This window comes from Variovorax sp. VRV01 (assembly GCF_014852545.1).
Classification (GTDB): domain Bacteria; phylum Pseudomonadota; class Gammaproteobacteria; order Burkholderiales; family Burkholderiaceae_C; genus Variovorax; species Variovorax beijingensis_A.
Genome location: NZ_JACVBS010000014.1, coordinates 63,910 through 76,871, shown reverse-complemented (window position 1 = coordinate 76,871; position 12,962 = coordinate 63,910). Strand labels below are relative to the sequence as shown.

Sequence of the window (12,962 nt, the reverse complement as noted above, 5' to 3'; positions counted from 1 at the left end):
CCGGCGTCAGACCTTGGCATGGATCGGAATCGTGCGGCGCTTGGCGGCGCCGAACAGGCTGGTCTCGGAGCTGCCGTCGGAGCAGCCGTTGCCGAACGAGAAGCCGCAGCCGCCCTTCATGTCGAAGGTGTTCTCGGCGTACTCGCGGTGCGTCGTGGGGATGACGAAGCGGTCCTCGTAGTTGGCGATGGCCATCACCTGGTACATCTCTTCCACCTGCGCGGCGCTCAGGCCGACCTGCGCCAGCACGGCCGGGTCCGCGAAGTTGTCGACATGCTTGCCGCGCTGGTAGGTGCGCATGGCCAGCATGCGCTCGAGCGCACGGATGACCGGCTCGGTGGCGCCCGCGGTCAGCAGGTTGGCCAGGTACTGCACCGGGATGCGCATCTGCGTGACGTCGGGAATCGCGCCCTTGGCGCCCACATGCCCGGCGTTGGCGGCCGCCGTGATCGGCGACAGCGGCGGCACGTACCAGACCATCGGCAGCGTGCGGTACTCGGGGTGCAGCGGCAGCGCCACCTTCCACTCCATCGCCATCTTGTAGACCGGGCTGTTCCGGGCGCCTTCGAGCCAGGCCTCGGGGATGCCGTCGCGCCGGGCCTGCGCGATCACTTCCGGATCGTGCGGGTCGAGGAAGATGCCGAGCTGGGCCTCGTAGAGGTCCTTCTCGTCCGGCACGCTGGCCGCTTCCTGGATGCGGTCGGCGTCGTACAGCACCACGCCGAGGTAGCGGATGCGCCCGACGCAGGTTTCCGAGCAGACGGTGGGCTGGCCGGCCTCGATGCGCGGATAGCAGAAGATGCACTTCTCGGCCTTGCCGCTTTGCCAGTTGTAGTAGATCTTCTTGTAGGGGCAGCCCGAGACGCACATGCGCCAGCCGCGGCACTTGTCCTGGTCGATCAGCACGATGCCGTCTTCCTCGCGCTTGTAGATCGAGCCCGAGGGGCAGGAGGCCACGCACGCCGGGTTCAGGCAGTGCTCGCACAGCCTGGGCAGGTACATCATGAAGGTGTTCTCGAACTGGCCGACCATCTCCTTCTGCACGGCGTCGAAGCTGTCGAGGTTGGCGTCCTTGCTGCGCTTGGCGAACTCGCCGCCGAGGATTTCTTCCCAGTTCGGGCCCCACTCGATCTTCTCCATGCGCTTGCCGGTGATCAGGCTGCGCGGGCGCGCCGTCGGCGGCGCCTTCATGGTGGGCGCCGACTGCAGGTGCTCGTAGTCGAAGGTGAAGGGCTCGTAGTAGTCGTCGATCTGCGGCAGGTTGGGGTTGGAGAAGATGCGCATGAGCAAACTCCACTTGCCGCCCTGGCGCGGCTCGATCGAGCCGTCCGGCTTGCGCACCCAGCCTCCCTGCCACTTGCCCTGGTTCTCCCATTCCTTGGGGTAGCCGATGCCGGGCTTGGTCTCGACGTTGTTGAACCAGGCGTACTCGACGCCGGGCCGGCTGGTCCAGACGTTCTTGCAGGTGACCGAGCAGGTGTGGCAGCCGATGCACTTGTCCAGGTTCAGGACCATGCCGATTTGCGCGCGTATTTTCATCGTGGGTACCTCGTTCAAGCCGCCGCCGCGGCGGGCACGGTGGCCACGTCCGCAGGCGTGTCGAGCCAGTCGACCTTGTTCATCTTGCGCACCACCACGAACTCGTCGCGGTTGGTGCCGATGGTTCCGTAGTAGTTGAAGCCGTAGCTGAATTGCGCGTAGCCGCCGATCATGTGGGTGGGCTTCAGCACGATGCGGGTCACCGAGTTGTGGATGCCGCCGCGCGTACCGGTGATCTCGGAGCCCGGCGTGTTGATGATCTTCTCCTGCGCGTGGTACATCATCACCATGCCCGGATTGACGCGCTGGCTCACCACCGCGCGCGCCGCAATGGCGCCGTTGATGTTGAACAGCTCGACCCAGTCGTTGTCGACGATGCCGGCGCTCTTCGCGTCGTCCTCCGACAGCCACACCACCGGGCCGCCGCGGTTCAGCGTGAGCATCAGCAGGTTGTCGGTGTACGTGGAGTGGATGCCCCACTTCTGGTGCGGCGTGATGAAGTTGAGCTGGATCTCCTTGTTGCCGTTGCTGCGGATGTTGTGGATGTCCTTGGTGGTCTTCAGGTCGACCGGCGGGCGGTAGACCGCCAGGCCTTCGCCGAAGGCGCGCATCCACGGATGGTCCAGGTAGAACTGCTGGCGGCCCGTCAGGGTGCGCCATGGGATCAGCTCGTGGACGTTGGTGTAGCCCGCGTTGTAGGAGACCTTCTCGCTCTCGATGCCGCTCCAGGTGGGCGAGGAGATGATCTTGCGCGGCTGCGCCTGGATGTCGCGGAAGCGGATCTTCTCGTCCTCGCGGTAGATCGCCAGGTGCGTGTGGTCGCGCCCGGTCTGCTTGCCCAGCGCCTCCCACGCCTTCACGGCCACGTGGCCGTTGGTTTCGGGCGCCAGCTGCAGCACGACCTCGCAGGCGTCGATGTCGGTGTCGATGCTCGGCATGCCCTGCGTGGCGCCGGCATCGGTGACGCGGCCGTTGAGGTTGCCGAGTTCGTCGACCTCGACGTCCGTGTTCCAGCCGATGCCCTTGCCGCCGTTGCCCATCTTCTTGAGCAGCGGGCCCAGCGCGGTGAAGCGCTTGTAGAGGTTCGGATAGTCGCGCTCCACGACCGCAATCTGCGGCGCGGTCTTGCCGGGGATGAGCTCGCACTCGCCGCGCTTCCAGTCGGCCACGCCGAAGGGCTGCGCGAGCTCGGCGGGCGAATCGTGCATCAGCGGCGTGAGCACCACTTCCTTCTCGACGCCCAGATGGCCCGGGCACAGGGCGCTGAAGGTGCGTGCGAAGCCCTTGTAGATTTCCCAGTCGCTGCGCGCCTGCCATGCCGGATCGACCGCGGTCGACAGCGGATGGATGAAGGGGTGCATGTCGCTGGTGTTGAGGTCGTTCTTCTCGTACCAGGTGGCGGTCGGCAGCACGATGTCCGAGTAGAGGCAGGTCGTGCTCATGCGGAAGTCGAGCGTCACCAGCAGGTCGAGCTTGCCTTCGGGCGCCTTGTCGTGCCAGACCACTTCGGTCGGCTTGGCGTCGTCGGGCCCGAGGTCCTTGCCCTGCACGCCGTGCGTGGTGCCCAGCAGGTGCTTGAGGAAGTATTCATGCCCCTTGCCCGAGGAGCCCAGGATGTTGGAACGCCACACGAACATGTTGCGCGGCCAGTTCGACGGGTGGTCCGGGTCTTCGCAGCTCATGCGCAGCGTGCCGTCCTTCAATGCCTTCGCCGCGTAGGCCGCGCCGTCGATGCCGGCGGCCTGCGCGTCGCGCGCCACCTGCAGCGGGTTGGTCTGCAGCTGCGGCGCCGACGGCAGCCAGCCCATGCGCTCGGCGCGCACGTTGTAGTCGATCATCGTGCCCGCGAACGCGGCCTTGTCGGCCAATGGAGACAGCACTTCCTCCATGCCGAGCTTCTCGTAGCGCCACTGGTCGGTGTGGGCGTAGAAGAAGCTCGTCGAGTTCATCTGCCGCGGCGGACGGATCCAGTCGAGCGCGAAGGCCAGCGGGGTCCAGCCGGTCTGCGGGCGCAGCTTTTCCTGGCCCACGTAATGGGCCCAGCCGCCGCCGCTCTGGCCGATGCAGCCGCACATCATCAGGATGTTGATGACGCCGCGGTAGTTCATGTCGCTGTGGTACCAGTGGTTCATGGCCGCGCCGATGATCACCATCGACTTGCCGTGCGTCTTCTCGGCGTTGGCCGCGAACTCGCGCGCCACGGTGATGACCTGGTCGCGCGGCACGCCGGTGATCTTTTCCTGCCACGCCGGGGTGTAGGGCGCGTCGTCGTCGTAGCCGGCGGCCGCCATCTCGCCCGGCAGGCCGCGTGCCACGCCGTAGTTGGCGGCCTGCAGGTCGAACACCGTGGCGACCAGCGCGCTCTGGCCTTCCGCGCCAAGCGCAATGCGCTGGACCGGGACCGTGCGCACCAGCACGTCGCTCTGCGCGTTGTTCGGGAAGTGCGCGCTCTCGATGCCGCCGAAGTAGGGAAATCCGATCTGCGCCGTCTGCGTTGCCGTGCTTGCACCGTCGAGCAGCGACAGCGTGAGCTTCACGTCGCCGCCGTGCTCCGCCTCCTTGGCCTCGAGGTTCCACTGCCCGGCATCGGCGCGGCCGTCCGCGCCCCAGCGAAAGCCGATGGCGCCCTGCGGCACCACCACGCGGCCGTCCTCGGCCAGCGCGACGGTCTTCCATTCGGGATTGTTCGGCTGCCCGAGCCGGTCGTCGAAGTCCGAGGCCCGCAGGTAGCGGTCGGGCACCATCACCTTTTCGCCCGAGGGCAGGGTGTGTTCCTTGAGCATGACCAGCATCGGCAGGTCGGTGTAGCGGCGCGCGTAGTCGTCGAAGTACGCGGTGCGCTTGTCGAAGTAGAACTCCTTGAGGATCACGTGGCCCATGGCCATCGCGACCGCGGCATCGGTGCCCTGCTTCGGATGCATCCACAGGTCCGACAGCTTGGCGACTTCGGAGTAGTCGGGCGTGATCGCGATCGTCTTGGCGCCCTTGTAGCGCACCTCGGTGAAGAAGTGCGCGTCCGGCGTGCGCGTCTGCGGCACGTTGGAGCCCCAGGCGATGATGTAGCTCGAGTTGTACCAGTCGGCCGATTCCGGCACGTCGGTCTGCTCGCCCCACACCTGCGGGCTGGCCGGCGGCAGGTCGCAGTACCAGTCGTAGAAGCTCATGCACACGCCGCCTATCAGGCTCAGGTAGCGGCTGCCCGCGGCGTAGCTCACCATCGACATGGCGGGAATCGGCGAGAAGCCGATGATGCGGTCCGGTCCGTAGCGGCGGATCGTGTGGATGTTGCTGGCCGCGACGATCTCGTTGACCTCGTCCCAGCCCGAGCGCGCGAAGCCGCCGAGGCCGCGCACGCTCTGGTAGCTGTGGCGCGTGGCCTCGTCCTGCACGATGGAAGCCCAGGCCTCGACGGGCGCCAGCGTCTTGCGCGCTTCGCGCCAGGCCTTGAGCAGCGTGCCGCGGACCATCGGGTACTTGACGCGGTTGGCGCTGTACAAATACCAGCTGTAGCTGGCGCCGCGGGCGCAGCCGCGCGGCTCGTGGTTGGGCATGTCCCAGCGGGTGCGCGGATAGTCGGTCTGCTGCGTTTCCCAGGTGACGATGCCGCCCTTGACGTAGATCTTCCACGAGCAGGAGCCTGTGCAGTTCACGCCGTGCGTGCTGCGAACGATCTTGTCGTGCGCCCAGCGCGTGCGGTAGGCGTCCTCCCAGGTACGGTCTTCGCCGGTGACCTGGCCGTGGCCATCGGCGAAGGATTCGCGCGCCTGCGCGAAGTAGGTCAGGCGGTCGAGAAAGTGGCTCATCGTTTGTCTTTCGTTGAATCGATTGGCTGGCTCATGGGTTCTTCACGTAGGCGCCGCGGCGCAGGTAGAACCACCAGTTGAGAACGAGGCACAGCGCGTAGAACACGGCAAAGCCGTACATCGCGTACTGGGGCGTGCCGGCCTTGATCTGGGCGCCGATGACCACCGGCGCGATGAATGCGCCGTAGGCGGCGATGGCAGAGGTCCAGCCCAGCACCGGGCCGGCCTTGGCGCGGTCGAAGATCACGCCGATGGTGCGGAAGGTGGAGCCGTTGCCGATGCCGCTGGCTGCGAACAGCAGCACGAACAACAGCATGAAGGGCAGGAAATACTGTTCCGGCTGCGGCGAGCTGTAGGCCAGCAGCATCACGTAGCCCACGGCGGCCGAGGCCACCACCATCACCGCCGAGATCACTTGCGTGACGATCGAGCCGCCCACCTTGTCCGAGATCCAGCCGCCCACCGGGCGGATCAGCGCGCCGACGAAGGGACCGATCCAGGCGTAGGTGAAGGCCGAAGGCGCGTTCGGGTTCTTCAGCGTGTGCTGCAGCACGCCGGCCGCGTCGGGCACGTGGCTGATGCCGAAGATCACCGCGATCGACAGCGGCAGCGCCATCGAGAAGCCGATGAAGGAGCCGAAGGTCACGATGTACAACGCCGTCATCGACCACGTGTGCTTGTCGCGGAAGATCTCGAACTGCTTGGCGATGTTTTCCTTCATCGTGCCGAACGCGGCGAGCTTCATGGTGAACAGCGTGACCACGATGATCAGCGGCATGGCCACCCACATGTTGAGCAGGCCCAGGCCCGTGGGCGCCGGCAGGTACAGGTACAGGCCCGCGATCGCCGGGGCGAACGACAGCGTGTAGAGCCAAGTGATCTTCATGAAGGCCCGGATCGCGCCGCCGGTATCGGGTGAGACGGTGTTCAGGTTGTTCATGCCGAACCAGCACAGGACCGACAGCGGCACCAGCGACAGCACCCAGGCGAAGCCCGCGTTCTGGATCCAGGTGGGCGTGCCGGCCGTGATCTTGCCCAGGATCCAGCCGCTGTCCTTGAGCAGCGTCATGGGCTCGCCGCCGATGCTGCCCAGCAGGCCCACGGTCATCACCAGCGGGATGACGATCTGCATGGTGGTGACGCCGAAGTTGCCGATGCCGGCGTTCAGGCCCAGCGCGGTGCCCTGCAGGCGCTTGGGAAAGAAGGTGCTGATGTTGGACATGGAGCTGGCGAAGTTGCCGCCGCCCACGCCCGACCACAGCGCCATGAGCTGGAACACCCACAGCGGCCACTCCTTGTGCTGCAGCGCGATGCCGGTGCCGATGGCCGGCGCGAGCAGCATCGCCGTGGTCAAAAAGATGGTGTTGCGCCCGCCCGCCAGGCGGATCAGGAACGCGGCCGGGATGCGCATGGTGGCACCGGCCAGGCCCGCGATGGCGGTGAGCGTGAACAGTTCGGCCTGGGTGAAGGGGAAGCCCAGGTTGTTCATCTGCACGGTGATGATTCCCCACATGCCCCAGACCGCGAAGGCGCACAGAAGGGCAGGCACCGACAGCCACAGGTTGCGCCATGCCACGTGCCGGCCGGTGCTTTCCCAGAACTGTTCGTCCTCGGGACGCCAGTCGGCGATGTCGGCGCGGCCGCCGGTCGTGCCCGGGGGAACGACGATGGTGCTGGTGCTCATGATTTGGTTTCCAGGTTGAGATTCGAGGTCCGTGCGCGCACGCCGCCCATGACCTGGGTGGCGCGCACTTCGGTCCAGTACATCCAGATGAGGGAGACCCAGACGACGCCGTACATCAGCATGAAGGCGCTGGAGCGGATGCCGGTGAGGTCCATCAGCGCGCCGAACATGACGGGCAGCACGAAGCCGCCCAGGCCGCCGGCAAGCCCCACCACGCCGCTGATCGCGCCGATGTTGGCGGGATAGTCGTCGCTGATGTACTTGAAGACGCTGGCCTTGCCGAAGGCCATGGCAATGCCCAGCACGAACATCAGCGCGGTGAAGCTGTAGACGTTCAGCCCGATGTGGAAGGTGCGCGGTCCGTTCACCGTGAGCAGCGTGAGATCGGTCTGCGGATAGCTCAGCAGGAACAGGCAGATCCAGCACACCCACATCACCCACCAGGTGACGCTGTGCGCGCCGAACCTGTCCGACAGCCAGCCGCCGACGGCGCGCAGCACGCCGCCCGGCAGCGAGAAGCAGGCGGCCAGCAGCGCGGCGATGCGGATGTCCAGGCCGTATTCGCCGACGTAGTACTGCACCATCCACAGCGAGATGGCGACATAGCCGCCGAACACGATGCTGTAGTACTGGCAGTAGCGCAGCACCCGCGGGTCCTTCAGCGCCTTGAGTTGCTCGGAAAAACCGACGCTCTTGCCCACCAGATGCGCGGGGTCGCTGGCGCTCAGCATCCAGAACAGGACGGTGGTGCCCAGCATGATCGCCGCGTAGACCTGCGGCACCACGGCCCAGCCGAAGGCCACCACGATGGCCGGCGCCACGAACTTGTTGACGGCCGCGCCCGAGTTGCCGGCGCCGTAGATGCCCATCGCGAAGCCTTGCCGGCTGCGCGGAAACCAGCGCGCCACGTACGGCGTGCCGACCGAGAAGGAGCCGCCCGCGAGGCCGACGAACATGCCCAGCACGATGAAGTGCCAGTACTGCGTGGCGTAGGACATCAGCCAGATGGCCGGCACGGTGCAGGCCATGAGCAGCGTCATGACGATGCGCCCGCCGAAGCGGTCGGTCCAGATGCCGAGCGGCACGCGCACCAGCGAGCCCGTGAGCACCGGCATCGCGGTCAGCAGGCCGAACTCGGTCGCGTTGAGGTTGAGCGCCTTGCGGATCGGGATGCCGATCACGCCGAACATCATCCAGACCATGAAGCAGACGGTGAACGCCAGCGTGCTCACTGCCAGCACGCGCCAGGCTTTCGCAGGCACGGCCTGGCGTACCGACGGGGGCGAAAAATCTTGGCTGGATGCGGTGGCGCGCTGCTGCACGATGGGACTCCTGGAAGGTTGCCCGGAGCTTAGAAGCGGGCTTTCCGGGCGGCTTGATCCACATCAAGCGCCGCGGCGGCGTGCAGGACCTTGTTCTGGCGCAAGGCCGGCAGCGCCGCGCGGGCCCACACTGGGAACCATATGGATCAAAGCCCGCACATCCAGGCCGCACGGCGATATCCGCTGCTGGACGATGCGCAGGGATTCGGCACGGCCATCCTGCTGGTCGGGCTCGGGTTGGCCATGCTTCGCAGCGCCCATCTGCTGACGGGCGGCCTTCCCGGCCTGGCGTTCCTGCTGAACTACGCCTCGGGGTGGTCCCTGGGGTGGACCCTGCTCATCGTGAACCTGCCTTTCATCGCGCTCGGCTGGCGCGCCTTCGGGCTGCGGTTCACCTGGAAGACCCTGCTTGTCGTTGCCGGGCTGTCGCTCAGCGTCGAGGGCATCGGAAAGGCGCTCGGCGTGCACCCGGCACATCCGCTGTTCGCGGCCGTCGCCGGCGGCCTGCTGATCGGCATCGGCCTGCTCGTGCTGTTCCGCCACGGCGCCAGCCTCGGCGGCTTCGGCGTGCTGGCGCTGTTCCTGCAGCGCCGCTACGGCTGGAGCGCAGGCGCCGTGCAGATGGCATGCGACGCGGCAATCGTTGCATCGGCCTTCGCCCTCGTCGAACCGGTCCGGGTCGGCTGGTCGATCGTCTCGGCCGTGATGGTGAACCTGGTCCTGATGTGGAACCACCGGCCGGGTGCCCCATCGTTGCGCGAGTTCAAGGAACCTGACGCCGGCCCCCGATAGGCTCGCGACCCGGCTCTTTCTTCAGAGGAAATCGCATGGCTGTGCTGGACCGATCCGATGCAATGCCGCTGGGCCTGCCTTTCATGGACCGGGCCCGCGAGCGATTCGCCTGGCGCCTGGCGCGCGTGGACGAGGCGGCAGACGCCGCGCTGCCGGGCGCCTGGCGCGAGCTGCTCGCGTATGCGGCGGAGCACTTCGCGTGCGAAGACATCTGGATGCGGGCCTCCGGCTTCGCGTGGCGCAAGGACCACGCGGCCCAGCATCGCGTGGTGCTGGAGGTGATGCGCGAAGGCGCGGTGCACGCCACCGAGGGGCGGCTTGCACAGGTTCGGGAAATGGCGTGCCAGTTGCGGGACTGGTACGAACGGCATGTCCGCACCATGGATGCACCGCTGGCGCGCCATCTGCGCACGCAGCGGTCCGGCCGCAAGAGCGCTGGTGCCCAGCCGCGCGTTGACTTTGCGGCGCGGCCACCGCTGCGGCGCGCCGGACAGCACGCTTTGCCGCGCTGAACCCTAGGCCGCGGCCCCGGGCAGTTGCAGCCCACCCCGGCCCGTGAGCCGCGCGGTGATCGCCGCCTTCAGCGGCGGCAGATGCTGCGCGCCCCGAAGCAGCAGTTGCCGCACGAGGCGCTGCGGTGCCCCGGTGCTGGCATAGAGTCTCGCGACCGCATTCGTGCCGTGGTAGATCGGCGCCGCATCCCGGCGGTGTGCGCGCTCGTAGCCCGCCAGCACCTCGGCGGCACCGATGTCCCGCTGGGCCGCGCGGGCTTCGCAGAGCGCGTGGACGAGCGAGGCAATGCTCTGCAGACCGAGGTTGTAGCCATGGGCCGTGACGGGGTGCATGCCGACGGCGGCATCGCCGACCAGCGCGCTGCGTTGGCCCACGAAGCGCCGGGCATAGGCGGCAACGAGGGGATAGGGAAAGCGCTTGCCGAGCAGCTGCATCCGTCCCAGGCGACTGCGGAACTGGCGTTCGACGAGCGCCGCGAATTCGCTTTCGGACAATTGCATCAGCCGCTCGGCGGCCGCGGTGTCGGCGGTCACCACGACCGACGAGACATTGCCCACGGCGGGCAGCACCGCGAGCGTGCGCTCGTAGCCGAAGCACTCGTAGGCCACGTCGTGATGCGGCAGCTCGTGCTGCATCCGGCAGACGATCATGACGCGGCCGAAATCGTGCATGTCGGCCGCGATGCCGAGCTGCTTGCGCGACCAGGAGAAGCGGCTGTCGGCCGCGACGAGCAGCCGGCCCTGCAGCTGCTGCGGCAGGCCCGGCGAGGTCTGGACATCCAGCTGCACGTGGCCGGGCTCGGTGGCGACGCGAAGCACCTGCGCACGATCGAGCAGCCGCAGCGCCGGGCGTTCCATGGCGGCTGCAAAGCTGGCGCGGCGCAGCGCATGGTTCGGCACGATCCAGCCCAGCACTTCGGTGTCGCGGCCGCGCGGCGAGAAGCTGAGCGCGCAGTCCTGCCGGTCGCCGTCGATGACGCGCGCTTCGCGGATGCATCCGATTTCCTCGGGCCGCAGGCGCTGCCACAGGCCCAGGGCGCGCAAGGTGGCCACGCTGGCGTGGGTCAGCGCGATGTCCCGGCCGTCCTCGTCCGGGGCCGCCAGCGCCTCGCGCGGCTGCGCGTCCAGCACGGTGGCGGTGAAGCCGGCGTCGGCCAGGGCAATGCCCAGGGCCAGCCCGGCCGGTCCTGCACCGACGATGAGTGCGTCAAGATCTTGCGGCATGAGTTTCCTGTGAAGATGAGAAGGGGGCGCTCAGCGATTCGGCGGGTACACCGGCAGCGCGGCGCCTGCGAAGGCCTCGAGCACCGAGCCGACGTTGCCGTGGTCCTGCAGCGCGCCGACGATCATGCGGAACAGCGGCTTGTAGGCTTCGTCGGCTTCGTGGCCCGCGAGCGGATCGCGGTTCGTAAGGAATGCGGCATCGAGTTCGGCCCATTCGCCGGCGTCGAGCACCGACTCGGCGAGCGGCAGGATCTCGGTTTCCTCGACGCGCATGTGGGCCAGGTAGAAGTCGGCGTAGTGCCGCATCAGCTGTTCGAATTTGTCGCGCCGCATCTCGCACTGGACGGTCCCGCTCATCGTGCGGAATCCCAGCAGCGCGTGTTCGAGTTCGCGGATGGCGCGCTCGCCGTGCGCGTGGTCGCGGTCGAGCTGGTCGAGCACCGCATCGGTCTGCACGCTGCGTCCGCGCAGCTTCGGAAACAGCAGCCGGCTCTCCTTGGGATGGTGCAGCTTCTCGGGGAATTCGTCGACGTAGAACAGCATGGCCTGCAGGGCGTCGAAGTCGGGCAGGGTGCCGTGGCGCCGGTGCCCGTGCAGGAGCAGCGTGATCGAGCGCAGCATGGCCGAGAGGGCGCGGTGCTCATGGCGGATGATGTTCAGGCTGTCGTGGGTCATGGCGCACTCCTGCAGCTGGGTTCGCTCTCATCAGGCTGTCAGCAACGCGCCGCTGCCGTCGAGCACGCGCACCTCGACCGGAATGGCGGTGCGCACGCTTTGGGTAACGACGCAGAAGTCCTCGAACTGGGCCAGCGCCCGGTCGAGCTGCCTGAGCGTGGATGCCGCCACGCCCAGGTGGATGGCGACCTGGATGCCTGCGACGCGCAGGCGGCCCTGGGGGTTGCGCGCCAGCGCGGCATCGGCCTGCGTTCGCATGGGGACCGCATCGTTCCTGAATTTCCGCAGCGAGAACTGCAGGCTGGACGACAGGCAGTTGGCCACCGCCGCCACCAGCAGTTGCTCCGAGTCGGGGCCGGCGCCGGTTCCGAGCGGCGGCTTCACGTCGGTCAGGAGCGCGGCGCCGCCGGACGGCCCGAAATCGACGGCGAACCGGTACGCTTCGCGCCAAGTCAGCGTGAGAGCGGTCGATTCGTCCATCATCGACGGCGCAGCATCCGCTGCGCCGGCCCGGTTCGTTCAGCGGACTGCGAGTTTTTCATGGCGAGGCCAGTGTCAAGCCCGTGCCGGCACACGGCCTTGACATGGCGCAAGGATCGCTCAATGCGACCGCGGGCCTCCCGAAGGCCCCGCTACGCCTTGTCGGCCCGGATCGACACGCTCCGGACGCCGAACTTCTTCGTCGCGCCCTGGGCGTTGTCAGAGAGGAAGCGGTATTGGTCGTTGACCTGCTCCTCGGCGATGCGCAGGCCGGCGTCCTCGATCGCCTGCCGGTAGCGCCCGATCTGCCACGCGCCGCCGATGCAGGCCGCCCACAGCGTGGTGTTGCAGCTGATGCTCTCGGGCAGCAGCACCTCCGTGACGATGTCGGCGATCGCCAGCCGGCCGCCCGGGCGCAGCAGGCGGGCGATCTCGCGGAAGACCTGGGGCTTGTCGACGGCGAGATTGATCACGCCGTTGCTGATGACCACGTCGAAGCTGCCGTCCTCGAACGGTGCGGCGTCGATGTAGCCCTTGACATAGGTGACATTGCGAAAGCCGTCGCGCTGGCGCAGCGACTCCGCCTTGGCGCGCTGCGAATCGGTCATGTCCAGGCCGACCACGGTGCCGGTCGGGCCCGTGATCAGGCTGGCGATGAAGGTGTCCATGCCCGAGCCGCTGCCGAGGTCGAGCACGCGCGCCCCTTCCATGTCGCCCAGCAGGTGGAAGTAGTAGCCGACGCCGGCGAAGGACTGGATGGCTTCGGCCGGGATGCGGTCCAGGTCGCGCGGCCGGTAGCCCAGCCGCTCGGCCAGGGCGCGTCCCATCTCGAAATGGAATTCGCCGTGGGGGTTGTCCGCGACCTCGCGGTACATCGCCTGGACCTTGCCTTCCAGTTCGGCCCGATCGACTGGGGCAGACATGGCGCCGC

Annotated in this window: 10 protein-coding genes; 2 read left to right on the top strand and 8 right to left on the bottom strand. The window is 67.6% G+C overall.

The annotated features are described in order from the left end of the window. Positions 1-6: 6 nt before the first annotated feature. From narH to IB278_RS23125, 4 genes are read right to left on the bottom strand one after another with little or no spacing between them, the layout of a single operon-like run. Complete coding sequence (gene narH, locus IB278_RS23140) at positions 7-1,539, bottom strand: nitrate reductase subunit beta (RefSeq protein WP_145744233.1); 1,533 nt, start codon at positions 1,537-1,539, stop codon at positions 7-9. A gap of 14 nt (positions 1,540-1,553) precedes the next feature. Continuing rightward, positions 1,554-5,342, bottom strand: coding sequence for a nitrate reductase subunit alpha (locus IB278_RS23135; protein ID WP_192325607.1), 3,789 nt, complete (start codon positions 5,340-5,342; stop codon positions 1,554-1,556). 31 nt (positions 5,343-5,373) lie between these two features. Further along, the gene (locus IB278_RS23130) at positions 5,374-7,026 is read right to left on the bottom strand and encodes an MFS transporter (RefSeq protein WP_192325605.1); all 1,653 of its coding nucleotides are present in this window, start codon (positions 7,024-7,026) and stop codon (positions 5,374-5,376) included. Further along, complete coding sequence (locus tag IB278_RS23125; protein ID WP_192325803.1) at positions 7,023-8,288, bottom strand: MFS transporter; 1,266 nt, start codon at positions 8,286-8,288, stop codon at positions 7,023-7,025. The genes IB278_RS23130 and IB278_RS23125 overlap by 4 nt, the downstream gene beginning before the upstream one ends. Positions 8,289-8,489: 201 nt before the next feature. Between IB278_RS23125 and IB278_RS23120 the strand changes: the two genes are divergently transcribed. After that, positions 8,490-9,140 carry a YitT family protein gene (locus IB278_RS23120; RefSeq protein WP_225613090.1) on the top strand — a complete coding sequence of 217 codons (651 nt, stop codon included), beginning with the start codon at positions 8,490-8,492 and terminating at the stop codon, positions 9,138-9,140. A 35-nt stretch (positions 9,141-9,175) separates the two neighbouring features. Further along, positions 9,176-9,652 carry a bacteriohemerythrin gene (locus IB278_RS23115; RefSeq protein WP_192325603.1) on the top strand — a complete coding sequence of 159 codons (477 nt, stop codon included), beginning with the start codon at positions 9,176-9,178 and terminating at the stop codon, positions 9,650-9,652. 3 nt (positions 9,653-9,655) lie between these two features. Here IB278_RS23115 and ubiM read toward each other — a convergent pair whose 3' ends face one another. The 4 genes from ubiM to IB278_RS23095 all read right to left on the bottom strand — a co-directional run bounded on the left by ubiM (position 9,656) and on the right by IB278_RS23095 (position 12,954). Further along, entirely contained in the window at positions 9,656-10,876 is a 1,221-nt protein-coding gene (ubiM, locus tag IB278_RS23110) for a 5-demethoxyubiquinol-8 5-hydroxylase UbiM (RefSeq protein WP_192325601.1), read from the bottom strand. A gap of 30 nt (positions 10,877-10,906) precedes the next feature. Further along, complete coding sequence (locus IB278_RS23105; protein ID WP_192325599.1) at positions 10,907-11,551, bottom strand: hemerythrin domain-containing protein; 645 nt, start codon at positions 11,549-11,551, stop codon at positions 10,907-10,909. Between the two features lie 30 nt (positions 11,552-11,581). Further along, positions 11,582-12,034 carry an OsmC family protein gene (locus tag IB278_RS23100; RefSeq protein WP_192325597.1) on the bottom strand — a complete coding sequence of 151 codons (453 nt, stop codon included), beginning with the start codon at positions 12,032-12,034 and terminating at the stop codon, positions 11,582-11,584. Positions 12,035-12,183: 149 nt separating this feature from the next. Next, positions 12,184-12,954, bottom strand: coding sequence for a methyltransferase domain-containing protein (locus tag IB278_RS23095; RefSeq protein ID WP_192325595.1), 771 nt, complete (start codon positions 12,952-12,954; stop codon positions 12,184-12,186). Positions 12,955-12,962: the final 8 nt, after the last annotated feature.

Coding starts and splice junctions, on each gene's coding strand:
- IB278_RS23115 (WP_192325603.1), top strand. CDS start 9,176: ATGGCTGTGCTGGACCGATCCGATGCAATGCCGCTGGGCCTGCCTTTC.
- IB278_RS23130 (WP_192325605.1), bottom strand. CDS start 7,026: ATGAGCACCAGCACCATCGTCGTTCCCCCGGGCACGACCGGCGGCCGC.
- IB278_RS23100 (WP_192325597.1), bottom strand. CDS start 12,034: ATGATGGACGAATCGACCGCTCTCACGCTGACTTGGCGCGAAGCGTAC.
- ubiM (WP_192325601.1), bottom strand. CDS start 10,876: ATGCCGCAAGATCTTGACGCACTCATCGTCGGTGCAGGACCGGCCGGG.
- IB278_RS23105 (WP_192325599.1), bottom strand. CDS start 11,551: ATGACCCACGACAGCCTGAACATCATCCGCCATGAGCACCGCGCCCTC.
- IB278_RS23135 (WP_192325607.1), bottom strand. CDS start 5,342: ATGAGCCACTTTCTCGACCGCCTGACCTACTTCGCGCAGGCGCGCGAA.
- IB278_RS23095 (WP_192325595.1), bottom strand. CDS start 12,954: ATGTCTGCCCCAGTCGATCGGGCCGAACTGGAAGGCAAGGTCCAGGCG.
- narH (WP_145744233.1), bottom strand. CDS start 1,539: ATGAAAATACGCGCGCAAATCGGCATGGTCCTGAACCTGGACAAGTGC.
- IB278_RS23120 (WP_225613090.1), top strand. CDS start 8,490: ATGGATCAAAGCCCGCACATCCAGGCCGCACGGCGATATCCGCTGCTG.